This is a genomic window from Lysobacter sp. CC-YZS074, assembly GCF_056739745.1.
In genome coordinates, this window is record NZ_CP200301.1 from 1,451,533 (window position 1) to 1,468,075 (window position 16,543).

Here is a 16,543-nt window from a genome sequence, read left to right on the forward strand (position 1 = left end):
TCCGCGAACGGCCCGTGATCCGCGGTCAGCATACTTGCCGGTGCTTTCGGGCCGCAAGTAACATCAAGGCATTCGCGGCGCTACCGCCGTGCTCTCCCGTGCGTTGCACGCAAAGGCTTCCCACTTGCGAATTTCCGGCAGTATCACCGCGCTGGCCACCCCGTTCGATGCCGATGGCGAGCTGGACCTCGACGCCTGGCGGCGCCTGCTCGACACGCAGCTGGAGGGCGGTACCCAGGCGGTCGTGGTGGCCGGCTCCACCGGCGAGGCGGCGGCGCTGTTCGATGCGGAGTTCGACCTCCTGCTGCGCACGGCGGTAGAGCATGTATCCGGGCGCGTTCCGGTCCTGGCCGGCACCGGCCTGTCCAATACCGCCAAGTCGATCGAACAGACCCGGCGGGCCGCGGCGCTGGGGGCCGATGCCGCGCTGGTGGTCACGCCGCCGTACGTGCGGCCGACCCAGGCCGGCCTGGTCGCCCACTTCCGCGCGGTTGCCGATGACGGCGCGTTGCCGCTGGTCCTCTACAACGTGCCGGGCCGCACCGGGTGCGACATGCTGCCGGCGACGGTCGCCGAACTCGCCGGCCACCCGCGCATCATCGGCATCAAGGAAGCCCGCAACGACGAAGAGCGGATGCAGGCGCTGCTGGCGCTTCGCGACGACGCCTTCGTGGTGTTGAGTGGTGACGATCCCACCGCGTGCCGGGCGATGCTGGCAGGGGCCGACGGCGTGGTTTCGGTGGCTTCCAATGTCCTGCCGCGCTCGTTCCGCCGCCTTTGCGAGCTGGCGCGCGCCGGCAAGCGCGAAGCCGCCGAAGGCTGGGACGCGCGGATGGGAGCGGTCAACGAATTCCTCGGGGTCGAACCCAATCCGATCCCGGTCAAGGCGCTGCTGCAGATGCAGGGCATCGGCCACGGACTGCGGTTGCCGTTGCTGCCGTTGTCCTCCGCACATCGCGATGCCGCGGCCAGCGCCGCCGTGGCCGTCCGCGAACTCGAAACCGCCTGCGACGCCGTCGTGGCCTGACTGGAGAATCCCCCATGCACTACCCGAACATTCCCAAGCCCCGCGTCCTCGCGACCGCCGTCCTCGTGGCCGGGCTGGTCGCCACGTCCGGCTGCAGCTGGTTCCGCAAGAGCAACGAGCTGTATGCGCAGGCGCCGGAGAATCGCCCGCTGGAAGTGCCGCCCGACCTCGACCTGCCCAACACCGGCGCGTCCTCTGCCACGTCCACCGGCTCGGTGACCGCGTCGGAAACGGTGGCCGCCGCGGCCCCGGCCCCGGCCGCGGCGAACCCGTCCGCCGGCGCGTCGTCCGGTTTCACCCTCAGCGGCACGCGTGACGAAGTCTTCGCCCGGGTGGAGGCCGCGCTGGCGGAGATGGAGGGCGTCACCGTCGCCAGCCGTGCCCAGTTGCTCGGCGCCTTCGACATCAACTACCAGGGCAGCAATTTCCTGGTCCGGGTCAGCGAGGCGGATGCCGGTGCGCAGGTGTCCGTCGTCGACCCGCGCGGCATGCCCGCGACGGGGCCGGCTCCCGAGCAGCTGATCGCGCAGCTGCAGGCGGCACTGGCGGCGAACTGATCGGGGATTGCCGCGGTCGCATGCCGATCCGGGCAAAAGGAAAGGGCGCCGCAAGGACGCCCTTTCTGTTTCCGCGGTCGCCGGTCTTCAGCGTTCCAGCAGGTCCAGCTTGCCGGGCTTGCCTTCCCAGTCCTTGGCATCGGGCAGGCCGTCCTTGCGCGCGGTGATTACCGGCCAGTCCTTCGCCAGCTCGGCGTTGATCTGCACGAACACTTCCTGGCCGGCGGGGACGTCGTCCTCGGGGTAGATGGCGTTGATCGGGCATTCCGGCTCGCACAGCGTGCAGTCGATGCACTCGTCCGGATCGATCACCAGGAAGTTCGGGCCCTCGTGGAAACAGTCGACCGGGCACACCTCGACGCAGTCGGTGTACTTGCATTTGATGCAGTTCTCGGTGACGACGAAGGGCATGGATCGACTTCCGCGGGTCAGGGCGTGAATTGTAGCCAGTCCGGGGGTGGCGACCCAAGGCGTGCACGCCCGGCGTCTGCGAAGTGGCCGTCGGCACCTGCAAAGAAGAAAGCCCGCACATCGCTGTGCGGGCTTTCGGTATTGGCGCTCCCTACGAGATTCGAACTCGTGTTTTAGCCTTGAGAGGGCCACGTCCTAGGCCTCTAGACGAAGGGAGCAGATTCCGCGCCGGACTCTCAACGCTGCGCGGCCTGCTAGTATAGGCGGCTCCGTTGCGTCCGGCAACGGGTATCCTTGAAAAATTTCCAACGCGGCGCGCCCGCCTCGATGCCAGACCAGAACCCACTTCCCAACGCCTCGCTCCGCGTCATCCCGCGCGACCAGCACAACGTCTCGCGCAGGGACATCAGCCCGAATGCGTTGCGGGTGCTGTATCGGCTCCGCGATGCAGGCTTCGGCGCCTTCCTGGTGGGCGGCGCGGTTCGCGACCTGCTGGTCGGCGGCCATCCCAAGGACTTCGACGTCGCCACCGATGCGACCCCGGAGGAGGTCCGGCAGCTGTTCCGCAATTGCCGTCTGATCGGGCGCCGGTTCCGCCTCGCCCACGTCGTATTCGGGCGCGAGATCATCGAGGTGGCGACGTTCCGCGCCAACGTCGACGACGGCAGCGGCGACCGCGAGACGCACGAGGGCGGGCGCCTGCTGCGCGACAACGTCTACGGCACCATCGAGGAGGACGCGGTCCGCCGCGATTTCACCGCGAACGCGCTGTACTACGCGATCGAGGACTTCTCGGTGCGCGACTACACCGGCGGCTTCGAGGACGTGCAGAACCGGCTCATGCGGCTGATCGGCGACCCCGAGACGCGCTACCGCGAAGACCCGGTGCGGATGCTGCGTGCGGTCCGGTTGTCGGCCAAGCTCGGGTTCGAGATCGAAGCGGCCACCGCGGCGCCGCTCCCCGGGCTCGCGCCGTTGCTGGCCGAGGCCGCGCCGGCGCGGCTGTTCGAGGAGTGCCTGAAGCTGTTCCTGTCCGGCCATGCGGTCCAAAGCTTCCTCGGTCTCGAGCGACACGGCCTGCTGGCCACGTTGCTGCCCGAGTCGGCCAAGGCGCTCAAGGCCAACCGCAGCGGCGCGTTGCGGCGAATGCTGATCGAGGGCTTGGCCGGTACCGACCGGCGCGTCGCCAACGATGAGCCGGTCTCGCCCGCATTCCTGTTCGCGCTGCTGTTGTGGCCCGCCTACTGCCGCGCGCTGATGGCCCTGCAGTCCCAGGGCGTGCACGCGGTGGAAGCCCAGCGTCGCGCGGCCGACCGGGTGACCGTGCACCAGCTGGGCATGATCGCGTTGCCGCGGCGGTTCTCGGTACCGATGCAGGAGATATGGCTGCTGCAGTCGCGCTTCTCGCTGCGCCAGCGCAAGCGGGTGATGCGGATGCTGTCGCACCCGCGCTTCCGCGCCGCGTTCGACTTCCTCGGTCTCCGCCTTAGCGCGTCGGACGAGCACGCCGAAGACGTCGCGTTCTGGCGTGGGGCGCAACTCGACCCGGATCACCTGGAAGCGCTGGCCGCCTCCGCGCCGAACCATGTCGAGGCGGACGACGACGGTGAAGGCGAAGCGGAGGGCGGCCGTCGCCGTCGCCGCCGGCGCCGTCGGGCCGCACCGGGCGCTGCCGGCGAATGACTCCGCTTCCCGTGGCCGCGTTCGTCGGCCTCGGCAGCAACCTGGGCGACAGCGTGGACCTGTTGCAGTCGGCGCTCGAAGCACTGGACCGGCTGCCGCGCACGCGCGTGGAATGCGCGTCCGGTTTCTACCGCACGCCCGCCTGGGGTTTTGTCGCGCAACCGGATTTCGTCAATGCGGTGGCGCAGTTGCGTACCTCGCTGCCCGCGCGGGCGCTGCTTTCGGCGATGCTCGGCATCGAACGGGATGCAGGACGGGTACGGCGCGAAGACGGTAGCGATCGCTGGGGCCCGCGGACACTCGATCTGGACCTGCTGCTGTATGGCGATCACACGATCGACGAACCCGGCCTCCAGGTACCGCACCCGCACCTGCACGAGCGCGCATTCGCGCTGGTGCCGTTGGTGGAGATCGCTGCCGACAGTTCGATCCCGGGGCGGGGCAGGGCGGGCGATGTGCTGGCATCGATGGCCAGCGGCGACACCGAGGCGCTAACGTATATGGCTCCGCCGCGCCCGCTGGCGCCCCGCTGACGAGCCTTCCCCCATGTACAGCTCGACCCCGACCTCAGATCCGCACGCCTCCGGCAAGCCGTGGACCGTCCCCATGTTGCGCGAAGCCAAGCGTGACGGCCGCAAGCTGGTGATGCTGACCTGCTACGACGCGGGTTTCGCGCGCACGCTGGATGTCGCCGGTACCGACCTCGTGCTCATCGGCGACTCCCTCGGCATGGTGGTGCAGGGCCACGCCAGCACCCTGCCGGTAACCGTCGAAGACATCGAGTACCACACCGGCTGCGTCGCACGCGGCTTGTCGCGGGCGTTGCTGGTCGCGGACATGCCGTTCCAGTCGGACGCGTCGCCGGCCGTGGCGCTGGATGCCGCCACCCGCCTGCTGCGCGCCGGCGCGGCGATGGTCAAGCTGGAAGGGGCAGGGCACAAGCTCGAGGTCATCCGCTACCTGGTCGAACGCGAGATCCCGGTCTGCGCCCATCTCGGGTTGACCCCGCAGTCCGTCCTCCGGCTGGGCGGCTACAAGGTCCAGGGCCGTGACGATGCCGCCGCCGCGCGCCTGCGCGAGGATGCCGCCGCGGTGGCCGAGGCCGGCGCGGAACTGCTGGTGCTCGAGTGCGTGCCGAGCCCGGTCGCGGCCGCCATTACCGCGGGTCTGGATATTCCGACCATCGGCATCGGCGCCGGGCCCGAATGCGATGGCCAGGTCCTCGTGCTGCACGACCTGCTCGGTCTCGACAGCGGTCATCGGCGCCCCAAGTTCGTGAAGGATTTCCTCGCCGGGGGCGGCTCCGTCGCAGGTGCCGTGCAGGCCTACGCCGCCGCGGTGCGCGAGGGCAGCTTCCCCGACGCCGCGCATTCCTACGCCTGATCGGGGGCGGAGTAGATGATCGAAACCGTTACCGGGCTGGCCACGCTGCGCGCGCGCGTCGACGAATGGAAGCGCACGGGCCAGCGGGTCGGCTTCGTGCCGACCATGGGCAACCTGCACGCCGGCCATCACTCGCTGGTCCGCCTGGCCCGCGAGCGTGCCGACCGGGTGGTGGTCAGCGTCTTCGTCAATCCGACCCAGTTCGGTCCCAACGAGGACTTCGCCCGCTATCCGCGCACGCTCGAGGCGGATCGCGAGGGACTGGCCGCGTCCGGTGCCGACCTGCTGTGGCTGCCTTCGGTCGACGCCATGTACCCGTACGGGGTCGAGGCCGCGGTCCGCATCCGTGTCCCGACGGTCACCGACGTGCTCGAAGGTGCGCACCGGCCGGGGCATTTCGACGGGGTCGCCACGGTGGTCTCACGGCTGTTCAACCAGGTGCGGCCGGACGTGGCGGTGTTCGGCCGCAAGGATTACCAGCAGCTCGCGGTGATCCGCTACCTGGTGCGCGACCTGGCGTTCCCGGTCGAGCTGGTGGCGGCGCCGACCCTGCGCGAGGAGGACGGGCTCGCACTGAGCTCGCGCAACCAGTTCCTTTCCGCGGCCGAACGACCGCTGGCCGCGACCATCCAGCGCTGCCTGCAGCAGATGCGGACGGCTGTGCAGGACGGCCTGCCGCGCGAGCGGGCCGAAGCGGCGGCGCGTGAGCAGCTCGCCGCGGCCGGGTTCGATGTCGACTACGCCGTGGTGCGCGCCCCCGACCTGACCGAGCCCGGGGACGGGAGCGGTCCGCGGGTGGCACTGATCGCCGCCCGCCTGGGCGCCACCCGGCTCATCGACAACCTGGAGTTCGAGCTGTAGCCGGGCATGGCCGATTGGCGCCATCCGTGCCGCGCTACCATTCCACTGGCGTTTTGTTGCGCCGCGCCATGCGCTGGTAAACTTCGCGCCAGATCGCCCGCCGCCCGCGGACGGAGTTTCCGGACATGCAACTGAACCTGCTCAAGGCCAAGATCCACCGCGCCACCGTCACCCATGCCGAGCTGCATTACGAAGGCTCGTGCGCCATCGACGGTCGCCTGCTCGACATCTCGGGGATCCGCGAATACGAGCAGGTGCACATCTTCAACATCAACAATGGCCAGCGTTTCGTGACCTACGCCATCCGTGGCGAAGAGGGCAGCGGCATCATCTCGGTGAACGGCGCCGCCGCCCACCGCGCGCAGCCGGGCGACCTGGTCATCATCTGCGCCTACGGCCAGTGCGACGAGGCCGAGGCGGCGAAGTTCAAGCCGACTCTGGTGTACGTGGACCGCGACAACAAGCTGACCCACACCAACCACTCGATTCCGGCCCAGGCGGCCTGATCCGGCGGGCGTCAGGATGACGGTGCCCGCCCGGACCCAACTGCAACAACTGCGCGCGCACGCCGCGCGCCTTGGCGACGTCCCCATGGCGGAGCTGCTGGAGGCCGAGCCCGGTCGCGCAGCCGGCCGCGCGCTGCGGGTGGGGCCGCTCTACGCCAACTTCGCACGCCAGCGGTACGACGCCGGTGCGATCGACGCCCTGTTCCATCTCGCCGATGCGGCCGGCCTGCGTGAGCGGCTGCGCGCGCTGTTCGACGGCGACCACGTCAACGTGACCGAAGGCCGCCCGGCGCTCCACACCGCGTTGCGCGGCGATACCGGCGGCGCCGCCTTCGCACGGGACGCGAGCTCCATGGCCGCCGAGGTCCGGCAGCGCATGCGCCTGCTGTCCGATGACATCCTCGCGAGCGGCGTCACCGACGTGGTCAGCGTCGGCATCGGCGGGTCCGACCTGGGCCCGCGCCTGGTGGTCGATGCGCTCGCCGGGCCGGCGCCGAGTGTGCGGGTGCATTTCCTGTCGAACGTCGATCCCGCGGCCGCGGCCGCGGTCACCACGGCCCTCGATCCCGCGCGCACCGCGGTGCTGCTGATCTCCAAGAGTTTCGGGACCCAGGAAACCCTGTTCAACGGCCGGATCCTGCGCGACTGGCTCGGCGACGACCGCCGGCTGTACGCCATCACCGCCAACCCGGCACGCGCCGAATCCACGTTCGCCGTTCCGCCTGAACGCATCCTGCCGATGTGGGACTGGGTGGGCGGTCGCTACTCGCTGTGGTCGGCGGTCGGCTTTCCGATCGCGCTGGCGCTGGGAATGGACGCGTTCGAAACGCTCCTCGCCGGTGCCGCGGAGATGGATGCGCACGTGCTCGCAGCACCCTTGCGCGACAACCTGCCCGCCTGGCACGCACTGACCGCCGTGTGGAACCGCAACGCCCTGGGCCTGCCCACCCACGCGGTGCTGCCCTATGCCGAGCGCCTGCGGCTGCTGCCCGCCTACCTGCAGCAGCTGGTAATGGAAAGCCTCGGGAAGTCGGTGCGTATCGACGGCTCGCCCGTGGACGTCGACACGGTCCCGGTATGGTGGGGCGGCGTCGGCACCGACAGCCAGCACAGCTTTTTCCAGGCACTGCACCAGGGCACGCGCCTCGCGTCGATGGACCTCATCGGAATCGCCGGCGCCGGGCACGGCAACCCGGACAACGCGCGCGCGTTGCTTGCCAACCTGCTGGCGCAGTCGGAAGCGCTGGCCAATGGACAACCCAGTGACGACCCGCACCGCGCCTATGCGGGCGGGCGTCCCGGCACCGTCCTGCTGCTCGATGACGCCGGGCCGCGCGCGCTCGGTGCCCTGATCGCGATGTACGAGCACAGCGTGTACCTGCAGGGCGTGCTCTGGGGAATCAACCCGTTCGACCAGTTCGGTGTCGAACTGGGCAAACAGGTGGCCGACCGTCTGCTTCCCGCGTTGCGCGGCGAGAGCGCAGCCGACGACCCGGTCACGCGTGAGCTGATTTCCCAATTGCAGCGTTGAACCGGCGGCCGCGCGGAGCCGGGTGGCGCTAGAGTCCGGCGGAACGGGCCCGCTTCCGGTGCTGTTCCAGCGCCCACCCCACGTGCTCGCGCACGATGTCATCCTCGCAGTCGCGTCGCGATTCGAGCGCGGCGATCACCTCCGGCGTGGTCGGCGCGTTGCCCAGCGCGACCGCGATGTTGCGCAGCCAGCGCTGGTGCCCGCTGCGTCGTATCGCCGAACCTTCCGTGCGCTGCAGGAACTCCTCCGCGGTCCAGGCGAACAATTCGGCCAGGCTCGCCTCGTCGAGCCGGTGGCGCGCGCGGAAGTCGGGTTCGTCGGTGCGTTTGGCGAACTTGTTCCAGGGACAGGCGAGCTGGCAGTCATCGCAGCCGAATATCCGGTTGCCGATCGGTTCGCGCAGTTCCGGCGGTATCGATCCGTCGTGCTCGATCGTCAGGTAAGAGATGCAGCGGCGGGCGTCGAGGCGATGGGGGGCGGTGATGGCGCCGGTCGGGCACACGTCGATGCATCGGGTGCAGGTGCCGCAGTGGGACGTGGCGGGCGTGTCCACCGGGAGCGGGAGGTCGATATAGATCTCGCCGAGGAAGAACCACGACCCCCCGTTCCGGTCGATCAGGCAGGTGTGCTTGCCGATCCAGCCCAGCCCCGCGTTCCTCGCCAGGGCCCGTTCGAGCACGGGCGCCGAGTCGACGAAGACCCGGTGCCCGAATGGCCCCACCACCTCGGCGATGCGCTCGGCCAGCCGTTGCAGGCGCTGGCGCATGAGCTTGTGGTAGTCGCGGCCGAGCGCGTAGCGGGCGACGTAGGCGCGCTCGCCATCGTCGAGGGTTTGCCATGCCTCCTGGTCGTCCCGGCGGCCGTAGTCGAGGCCGACCGAAATCACCCGGAGCGTGCCCGGCACCAGCTCGGCCGGTCGTGAGCGCTTGTCGCCGTGCCGCGCCATCCACTCCATCGAGCCGTACAGCCCCTGCGCCAGCCATTCGCGCAGGTGCGCCTCGTCGTCGTCGAGCACGATGTCGCTGATGCCGCAGCGCTGGAACCCGGCCTCCCGCGCCAGGGCACGGATGCGCCCGGCGAGGACCGCGGGGTCGACGACGGAAGTGTCGACCGGAGTGGCGTCGAGGGCCGGATCCGGCGGGAGGGCGACGGGGAAGCTCACAATGGCGCAAGTATAGAATCGCGCCCATGACTGCCGCCCTGTACGACGTATCCGCGTTGCGCGCGATCGAGGCCGCCGCAGCCGCGCAATCGGGCGATGACTACGACCTGATGCGCCGCGCCGGACACGCGGCCTGGCGAACGGTGCTGGAGCGGTGGCCGGCGACGCGTTCGCTGGTGGTGGTGTGCGGCCCCGGGAACAACGGCGGGGATGGCTACGTGCTCGCCCGCCACGCGCAGGCGGCGGGGCTCGCGGTCTGCGTGGTGCACCTGCCGGAGCACGAACCGCGCGGCGCACTGGCGCCGCGCGCACGCGACGAGTACGTCGCTGCCGGCGGCGCGATCCCGATCCCTTCGGAATTGCCCGACGCCGACCTGCTGGTCGATGCACTGTTCGGGATCGGTCTGGACCGCCCGGTGCAGGGGGGCGCCGCCGCACTGATCGACGCCGTCAATCGACACCCGGCGCCGGTGCTTGCCCTTGACGTGCCCAGCGGGCTGGATGCCGCACGGGGTTCGGCGCCGGGGCACGCGGTCGCGGCCAGCCGCACGATCGAGTTCATCGTGCCGAAGGCGGGACTGCGTACCGGACAGGCGCGGGACCTGGTCGGCGAGCTGCGATGCGATTCGCTCGGCATCGATCCCGCCATCGCCGGAAGCGGCCCGATGGCGCTGCAGCTGCAGGCGCCGGACCTCGCACGCTGGCTCCAGCCACGGCGCAACGACAGCCACAAGGGCCGCCACGGACGCGTACTTTGCGTGGGCGGCGAGCAGGGCCATGCCGGCGCCATCCTGATGGCCGCCGAAGCGGCGCTGCGCAGTGGCGCCGGCCTGGTCGACGTCGCTACGCGGGCGGCGCATGTCACGGCATTGCTGGCGCGCCTTCCCGAAGCGATGGCCCACGCCGTCGCCGACGACGGAGGCCTGTCGCCGGCGCTGGTCGAGGCGGCCGACGTGGTCCTGCTCGGACCCGGGCTGGGGCAGAGCGCGTGGGGCGAGCGGCTGTTCGAAACGGCGCTGACGCCGCACAAGCCGATGGTGCTGGACGCCGATGCCCTGAACCTGCTGGCGGCGCGACCGCGGCCGTTGCCTCGCGCGGTCCTGACCCCGCATCCCGGCGAGGCGGCGCGCCTGCTTGGCGTTACGGTCGCCGACATCCAGCGTGATCGCTTCCACGCCGCACACCTGCTGGCCGAGCGTTACCGGGCGGACGTCGTGCTGAAGGGCGCCGGCACGGTGGTGGCCTCGCCCGGTGAAATCGCCCGGTTGATCGACGCCGGCAATCCCGGCATGGCGGTCGGAGGTATGGGAGATGTTCTCGCCGGTGCGGTCGCGAGCCTCTACGCACAGGGCATGGCGCCTTTCGATGCCGCCGCCTGCGGTGCGTTGCTGCATGCGGCGGCCGGTGACGCGGCCGCTGCGGACGGCGGGCAGCGTGGCCTGCTGCCCACCGACCTGATGCCGTGGCTGCGCCGATTGGCCAATCCGGAGAGCACCGCATGACCACGTTGTTGCTGACCGACAGCGAACACACCGACGCGCTCGGCCATGCCCTGGCCGGGTCGCGCCCGCCCCGCGCGGTGGTGTACCTGCAGGGCGACCTCGGCGCCGGCAAGTCCACCCTGGCCCGGGCATTGCTGCGCGCGCTTGGCGTGCAAGGCTCCATCCGCAGTCCGACCTACACGCTGGTGGAGCGATATCCCCTTCCGGCAGGAGGCGAAGCCTGGCACCTGGACCTCTACCGCATCGGCGACCCGGGCGAGCTGGAGTTCCTCGGTCTGGACCCCGACAACACCGTGCTCTGGCTGATCGAGTGGCCCGAACGCGGTACGGGCGGGCTGCCCGCCGCCGATCTGCAGGTCGAACTGGCGGTGGAAGGCGACGGCCGGACGGCCGCTCTCGTGCCGCTGAGCCCTTCGGGAGAGGAATGGGTGGCGCGGCTCGGAGCAGATCGCCGGTTTGCCGCCGACTCCTGAATGATTCTGCAAGAAGATGCGGCAGGTGCCGGATTTGCAAGGAAAAAATGCTTGCAATCCATTCCGGCCGGTGCTTGACTACCGCGCATGCGAGTCAAGGGCGCCACTCTCCAGAAGTTCCTGCTCGGCTTGGCGCTGCTTTCGGCGCTGGCCTGGAATCTCGTACACGCCAGTGAAATCAATGGCTTGCATCTGAGTGCCGGGGCGACCGGTACGCGTGCCGAGATCGCGCTGGACAGTGCCAGCGACTTCAACGTGATCCGGCTCGCCGGCCCTGACCGTCTCGTGGTGGATCTGCCCGGTGCGTCTCTGGCAAAGGGCATCGCGGTGCCGGCGGGTGTGGGCGTGGTCAAGTCGGTCCGCAGCGGCCACCCCGTGGCCGGCACCACCCGCATCGTGTTCGATCTCAACCAGTCGATCACCGCCTTGCAGCCGCGGATCGAGCAGGGCGCGGGTGGTCCACGGCTGGTGGTCGAGTGGCCCGGCGACGGTGCGGCGGCGGCTACGGTCGCGACGAACGTATCGCCCAGGGTTGCGGAACCGGCGCCGGTGTCGACTCCTTCTCCGCGCGAGCAGGCCGCGGCCTCGGCGGCTGCCACCAGTCGGCTGATTTCCGAACTGACCACTCCGGCGACCGCGGCAACAAAGCCCGCCACCGCCGCCAGCGCGGATCCGATCGGCGAACTCATCGCCGCGTCCAAGGTGCCGACGACAGTCGCCACCGGCGTCCCCACCCGCGTCGATTCCGCCGAGGCGCCCACCACCGCGGCGCCCACCACGACCGCTCCGGTGAAGACCCTGCAGCAGGTGATGGAAGGACGCGGCATGCGCCCGCTCATCATCGCGATCGACCCCGGGCACGGCGGTCAGGACCCCGGCGCGCTGGGCCAGAACGGCGCCCGCGAGAAGGACGTGGTCCTCGCCATCAGCAAGGAGCTGGCGCGCCAGGTCAACGCCACGCCGGGCCTCAAGGCCTACCTGACCCGTGACACTGACGTCTTCATCCCGTTGAACCGGCGTGCCGTGCTGGCGCGGCAGGCGAAGGCGGACATGTTCATCTCCATCCATGCCGACGCCGCGGAGAACCGCAGCGCCGACGGCTCGTCGGTCTACGTGCTTTCGCTGAAGGGCGCCTCGTCGCAACGCGCGCGCTGGCTGGCGAACAAGGAGAACGCATCCGACCTGGTCGGCGGCGTCCGGCTGGAGCAGACCAGCAACACACTGGCGTCGGTGCTGCTCGACCTGACCCAGAGCGGACACATGAAGGCCTCGGAGGAGGCTGCCACCGAGATCCTCGAAGGCCTCATGCAGGTAGGCAACATCCACAAGCGGCACATCGAGCGCGCCAATTTCGCGGTGCTGCGGACGTCGGACATGCCGGCGATGCTGGTCGAGACCGCCTTCATCTCCAATCCGGAGGAGGAGCGCCGCCTGAAGGACCCCGCATTCCAGGGCAAGGTGGCCGGTGCCGTACTGGACGGCATCAATACCTTCTTCACCCGCCAGCCGCCGCCCGGCACGATGTACGCGGCACGCGCCGCGGCGCAGGGCGGGGCGGTGGGCGCGGCCGGCGGCAGCCCGTAACGGGCTTCGATCCGGTCCGCCGGGCGCCGATGGCGCTTCGCGGTTCGCTATGATGGCCGGCCTGTCCACGCGCCGCCTTCCTACGTGCCGATCCGTCCACTGCCCGACACCCTGATCAACCAGATCGCCGCCGGTGAAGTGGTCGAACGCCCGGCATCGGTGGTCAAGGAGCTGGTGGAGAACGCGCTGGACGCCGGCGCCCTGCGCGTCGACATCGACTTGGAGGAGGGCGGCGTCCGGTTGATACGGATCCGCGACGACGGCCTGGGCATTTCGCCCGACGAGTTGCCGCTTGCGGTGTCGCGCCACGCCACCAGCAAGATCGCCTCGCTCGATGACCTGGAAGGCGTCGCGACTTTGGGGTTCCGTGGCGAGGCGCTGCCGTCGATCGCCTCGGTCAGCCGTTTCGCCCTGACCTCCCGACGCGCCGACGCCGACCATGGCGCCTCGCTCGATGTCGACGGCGGGCGCGTGGGCGAGGTCACGCCGAAACCGCATCCGCAGGGAACGACCGTCGAGGTCCGCGACTTGTTCTTCAACGTCCCGGCGCGGCGCAAGTTCCTGCGCGCCGAGCGCACCGAGCTCGGCCATATCGAGGAGTGGCTGCGCCAGCTGGCCCTGGCGCGTCCCGACGTCGAACTGCGGGTGTCGCACAACGGCAAGCCTTCGCGCCGCTGGAAAGGCGAGAGCGATCTGCTGTCCGATGTGCGCCTGCACGAAACACTGGGCGAGGAGTTCGCCCGCAATGCGCTGCATGTCGACCACGAGGGCGCGGGGCTGCGCCTGCACGGTTGGATCGCCCGCCCCGCCTACAACCGGGCCAGCGCCGACCAGCAGTACCTCTATTGCAACGGCCGCGCGATCCGCGACCGCAGCGTGGCCCACGCGGTCAAGCAGGCCTATGCCGACGTGCTCTTCCACGGCCGGCAACCGGCGTACGTCCTGTTCCTCGAACTCGACCCGCGCCGGGTCGACGTCAACGTGCACCCGGCCAAGCACGAGGTGCGCTTCCGCGATTCGCGGCTGATCCACGACTTCGTGTACCGGACGCTGCAGTCGGCGCTGGCGGAGACCCGCGCGGGCGCCGTGCCGCAACCGTCCGCGCCGGATCCGTCGCTGTCGGGCACGGCGGCCGGCGGTGGTTACGGCGGCTACGCACCGCAGACGCCGCTGGGTCTGCAGGTGGCGGACGCCCGTGCCGGCTATGCCGCGCTGTACGCGCCGGCCGCACCAACGGGAGCGAGCGGGGGCGCGATATCACCGGTCAGTGGCGATACCGTCCTCGCCGAACGTCCCTCCCTGCCGGCCGGCACCGAACCGACCCTGCCACCGCTCGGTTACGCGGTGGCCCAGTTGCACGGCATCTACATCCTGGCCGAGAGCCGGGAAGGCCTCATCGTGGTCGACATGCATGCCGCCCACGAGCGCATCGGCTACGAGAAGCTCAAGGCCGCGCACGACGGCGAGGGCCTGCGCAGCCAGCCGCTGCTGGTGCCGGCGACGTTGGCGGTGTCGGAACGCGAAGCCGACGTCGCCGAGCGCGAGGCGGCGACCCTGGACGCACTCGGTTTCGAGGTCACGCGCGCGGGCCCGCAATCACTCACCCTGCGCAGCGTGCCCGCATTGCTGGCCCACGGGGATGTCGAGGCGCTGCTGCGCGACGTACTGGCCGACCTGCGTGAATACGGGGGTGCGTCATCGCTGGGCGGGCGCCGGGTCGCCGCGGCGCGGGACGAACTGCTTTCGACCATGGCTTGCCACGGTGCGGTCCGTGCCAACCGGCGCCTCACCCTGCCGGAAATGAACGCATTGCTTCGCGAGATGGAAGCGACCGAGCGCTCCGGTCAATGCAACCACGGGCGACCGACCTGGGCCCGCTTCACACTGGCCGAAATCGACCGCTGGTTTCTGCGGGGGCGCTGATGGCTGCAACACCACTGTCGGACCGCCCCATGATCAGACTGTTGTGCGCCGGTGTGCTTGGCGCCGTGCTTGCCGCCTGCGGCAGCGATTCCCCGCCCGAACCTACGGAGTCCCCGATGTCCGCCGACGCCCTCGCTTTCAACGCCGACCAGCAAGCGTGGCGCGACCGCCGCCGCGAGGCGCTGCTTGCGCCGGATGGCTGGGCCAGCCTGGTCGGCCTGCACTGGATCGAGCGCGGCCCGCATTACGTCGGCAGCGATGCCGACAACGGCATCCAGCTCGCCATGGGTCCCGAGCACCTGGGCATGATCGAGCTCGGTCGCGACGGAGTGCGCTTCGTTCCGGAGAAAGGCACCGCGGTCACCGTCGATGGCGCGGCCGTGGCGGCGGCCGCGACGCTGCGCACCGACGAAGATCCGGCCGGTCCGAGCGTGATCGGTTTCGATGACGGCAAGGGCATGGCCACCGTGATCCACCGCGGCGGCCGCCATGCGCTGCGGGTGCGCCATGCCGAGGCGCCCAGCCGTACCGGGTTCAAGGGATTGGAGTACTGGCCGGCAGATCCCGGCTGGCAGGTCGAAGCGACCTTCGTGCCGCATCCGGCAGGGCAGACCATTGCCGTCGCCAACATCATCGGCAGCACCGACGACGTACCCAACCCCGGCGCGGTCGAGTTCCAACGCGACGGGGTGACGTATCGACTGGAAGCGCTCGACGAGGGCGGCGGCGAGTTGTTCCTGGTGTTCGGAGACCGGACCAACGGGCATGGCAGCTACGGTGCAGGCCGGTTCCTCTACGCGCCGAAGCCGGGCGCGGATGGACGGCTCGTGCTCGATTTCAACCGCAGCTACAACCCGCCCTGCGCGTTCACTCTGTTCGCGACCTGCCCGCTGCCGCCGGCGGAAAACCGCCTCGACCTGGCGGTCACGGCCGGCGAAAAGGCTTACGGCCACCAGCAATGACCATGCGCGCGCTGAAGCTGCTGACGGCAGTGTTGCTGGCGGCCTCCCATGTCGCTTCGGCGTCCGTCGAGCACGCCGCTGCCCCGGGATTGGCCGGCGAGGCTGCCGCCGTGCCGGCGTACGAGCCGCCGGTGCCGTTGCTGTGGAAGGTCTCGGACCAGGACAATGCGCTCTATCTGCTCGGGTCCTTCCACCTACTGAAAGAAGCGGACTACCCCGTGGCGGCGGAGATCGATGCCGCGTTCGCTTCCGCCGACCGGGTGGTGTTCGAAGTGGCCCCGGAACAACTGGAGGCCGCTGACACGGGCGAGCGGTTCCTGGCCGCCGCGGCCTACGAGGACGGGCGGACACTTTCGGAAGTGTTGAGCCCGCGCCTGCGCGAGAAGCTCCGCCGCCTGCTCGCGCGACAGGGCGGTTCGCTGGGGCAGGTCGACGGCTACGAGCCGTGGTTCGTCAACCTCTCGTTGCTGCTGGGGCTGGCGCAGTCACTGGGTTTCAGTTCCGAGCAGGGACTGGACCGGCACCTGATCGACCGGGCCGCGGCGGTGGGCAAGCCGACCGGCGGACTGGAAACGCTGCAGGACCAGCTCGATGCCCTCGACGCCACCCCGATCGGGGAACAGGTGATCGGCCTGGAGGATTTCCTCGACCGGCCGCAGGAGATGCCCGGGACCCTGGCCGAGCTGCACCAGGCCTGGCGCGAGGGCGATATCGAACGGCTGGACGCCCTGACCCGGCTCGACATGCTGCAGTCCACGCCCGAGACGTACCGGATCCTCAACGTCGAGCGCAATGAACGCTGGGTGCCGGCCTTGCAGTCGATGCTGGAAGGCAGCGGTGACGACGTGCTGGTCGTGGTCGGTGCACTGCACCTGCTCGGGACCGATGGCGTGGTCGAGCAACTGCGCTCTGCGGGCTACGCGGTGGAGCGGATCTGCGCGGCCTGCGACGACACCCCGGTCGCTGGCGAATAGACGA

General features: G+C 70.1%; 16 protein-coding genes and 1 tRNA gene. 14 read left to right on the forward strand and 3 right to left on the reverse strand.

Going from position 1 to position 16,543, the window contains the following annotated elements:
* Positions 1-124 precede the first annotated feature (124 nt).
* Positions 125-1,027 carry a 4-hydroxy-tetrahydrodipicolinate synthase gene (gene dapA, locus U8331_RS06520; RefSeq protein ID WP_481132784.1) on the forward strand — a complete coding sequence of 301 codons (903 nt, stop codon included), beginning with the start codon at positions 125-127 and terminating at the stop codon, positions 1,025-1,027.
* A gap of 14 nt (positions 1,028-1,041) precedes the next feature.
* Positions 1,042-1,584, forward strand: coding sequence for a hypothetical protein (locus tag U8331_RS06525; RefSeq protein WP_481132785.1), 543 nt, complete (start codon positions 1,042-1,044; stop codon positions 1,582-1,584).
* A gap of 87 nt (positions 1,585-1,671) precedes the next feature.
* Here the strand turns inward: U8331_RS06525 and fdxA are convergent, their stop codons facing one another.
* Positions 1,672-1,995 carry a ferredoxin FdxA gene (gene fdxA, locus U8331_RS06530; protein WP_481132786.1) on the reverse strand — a complete coding sequence of 108 codons (324 nt, stop codon included), beginning with the start codon at positions 1,993-1,995 and terminating at the stop codon, positions 1,672-1,674.
* A 142-nt stretch (positions 1,996-2,137) separates the two neighbouring features.
* Positions 2,138-2,213 (reverse strand) — tRNA-Glu (locus tag U8331_RS06535).
* A gap of 109 nt (positions 2,214-2,322) precedes the next feature.
* Between U8331_RS06535 and pcnB the strand changes: the two genes are divergently transcribed.
* From pcnB to pgi, 6 genes are all read left to right on the forward strand, one after another.
* Positions 2,323-3,678 (forward strand): polynucleotide adenylyltransferase PcnB, encoded by a 1,356-nt coding sequence (gene pcnB / locus U8331_RS06540; RefSeq protein ID WP_481132787.1) that lies wholly within the window; start codon positions 2,323-2,325, stop codon positions 3,676-3,678.
* A complete protein-coding gene (gene folK / locus U8331_RS06545) occupies positions 3,675-4,211 on the forward strand; it encodes a 2-amino-4-hydroxy-6-hydroxymethyldihydropteridine diphosphokinase (RefSeq protein ID WP_481132788.1) in 537 nt (178 codons plus the stop codon). Before pcnB ends, folK begins: the two co-directional genes overlap by 4 nt.
* 13 nt (positions 4,212-4,224) lie before the next feature.
* Positions 4,225-5,061 (forward strand): 3-methyl-2-oxobutanoate hydroxymethyltransferase, encoded by an 837-nt coding sequence (gene panB, locus U8331_RS06550; protein WP_481132789.1) that lies wholly within the window; start codon positions 4,225-4,227, stop codon positions 5,059-5,061.
* Positions 5,062-5,076: 15 nt separating this feature from the next.
* Positions 5,077-5,922: a pantoate--beta-alanine ligase gene (gene panC, locus U8331_RS06555; protein ID WP_481132790.1), complete on the forward strand. Its 846-nt coding sequence runs from the start codon at positions 5,077-5,079 to the stop codon at positions 5,920-5,922.
* Between the two features lie 125 nt (positions 5,923-6,047).
* Positions 6,048-6,428 (forward strand): aspartate 1-decarboxylase, encoded by a 381-nt coding sequence (panD, locus tag U8331_RS06560; RefSeq protein WP_481132791.1) that lies wholly within the window; start codon positions 6,048-6,050, stop codon positions 6,426-6,428.
* A 16-nt stretch (positions 6,429-6,444) separates the two neighbouring features.
* Positions 6,445-7,959 (forward strand): glucose-6-phosphate isomerase, encoded by a 1,515-nt coding sequence (gene pgi, locus U8331_RS06565; protein ID WP_481132792.1) that lies wholly within the window; start codon positions 6,445-6,447, stop codon positions 7,957-7,959.
* A gap of 28 nt (positions 7,960-7,987) precedes the next feature.
* On the opposite strand, the gene queG is transcribed toward pgi, so the two are convergent.
* Positions 7,988-9,028, reverse strand: a complete 1,041-nt coding sequence (gene queG, locus U8331_RS06570) for a tRNA epoxyqueuosine(34) reductase QueG (RefSeq protein WP_481132904.1) — start codon at positions 9,026-9,028, stop codon at positions 7,988-7,990.
* Positions 9,029-9,147: 119 nt separating this feature from the next.
* On the opposite strand from queG, the gene U8331_RS06575 reads away from it, so the two are divergent.
* The 6 genes from U8331_RS06575 to U8331_RS06600 all read left to right on the forward strand — a co-directional run bounded on the left by U8331_RS06575 (position 9,148) and on the right by U8331_RS06600 (position 16,539).
* Positions 9,148-10,623 carry an NAD(P)H-hydrate dehydratase gene (locus tag U8331_RS06575; protein ID WP_481132793.1) on the forward strand — a complete coding sequence of 492 codons (1,476 nt, stop codon included), beginning with the start codon at positions 9,148-9,150 and terminating at the stop codon, positions 10,621-10,623.
* A complete protein-coding gene (gene tsaE / locus U8331_RS06580; RefSeq protein WP_481132794.1) occupies positions 10,620-11,096 on the forward strand; it encodes a tRNA (adenosine(37)-N6)-threonylcarbamoyltransferase complex ATPase subunit type 1 TsaE in 477 nt (158 codons plus the stop codon). Before U8331_RS06575 ends, tsaE begins: the two co-directional genes overlap by 4 nt.
* Before the next feature lie 87 nt (positions 11,097-11,183).
* Positions 11,184-12,680 carry an N-acetylmuramoyl-L-alanine amidase gene (locus tag U8331_RS06585; protein WP_481132795.1) on the forward strand — a complete coding sequence of 499 codons (1,497 nt, stop codon included), beginning with the start codon at positions 11,184-11,186 and terminating at the stop codon, positions 12,678-12,680.
* 84 nt (positions 12,681-12,764) lie between these two features.
* Positions 12,765-14,603, forward strand: a complete 1,839-nt coding sequence (gene mutL / locus U8331_RS06590; protein ID WP_481132796.1) for a DNA mismatch repair endonuclease MutL — start codon at positions 12,765-12,767, stop codon at positions 14,601-14,603.
* A 29-nt stretch (positions 14,604-14,632) separates the two neighbouring features.
* Positions 14,633-15,565 (forward strand): DUF1684 domain-containing protein, encoded by a 933-nt coding sequence (locus U8331_RS06595; RefSeq protein ID WP_481132797.1) that lies wholly within the window; start codon positions 14,633-14,635, stop codon positions 15,563-15,565.
* 2 nt (positions 15,566-15,567) lie between these two features.
* Positions 15,568-16,539, forward strand: coding sequence for a TraB/GumN family protein (locus U8331_RS06600; RefSeq protein WP_481132798.1), 972 nt, complete (start codon positions 15,568-15,570; stop codon positions 16,537-16,539).
* Positions 16,540-16,543 lie beyond the last annotated feature (4 nt).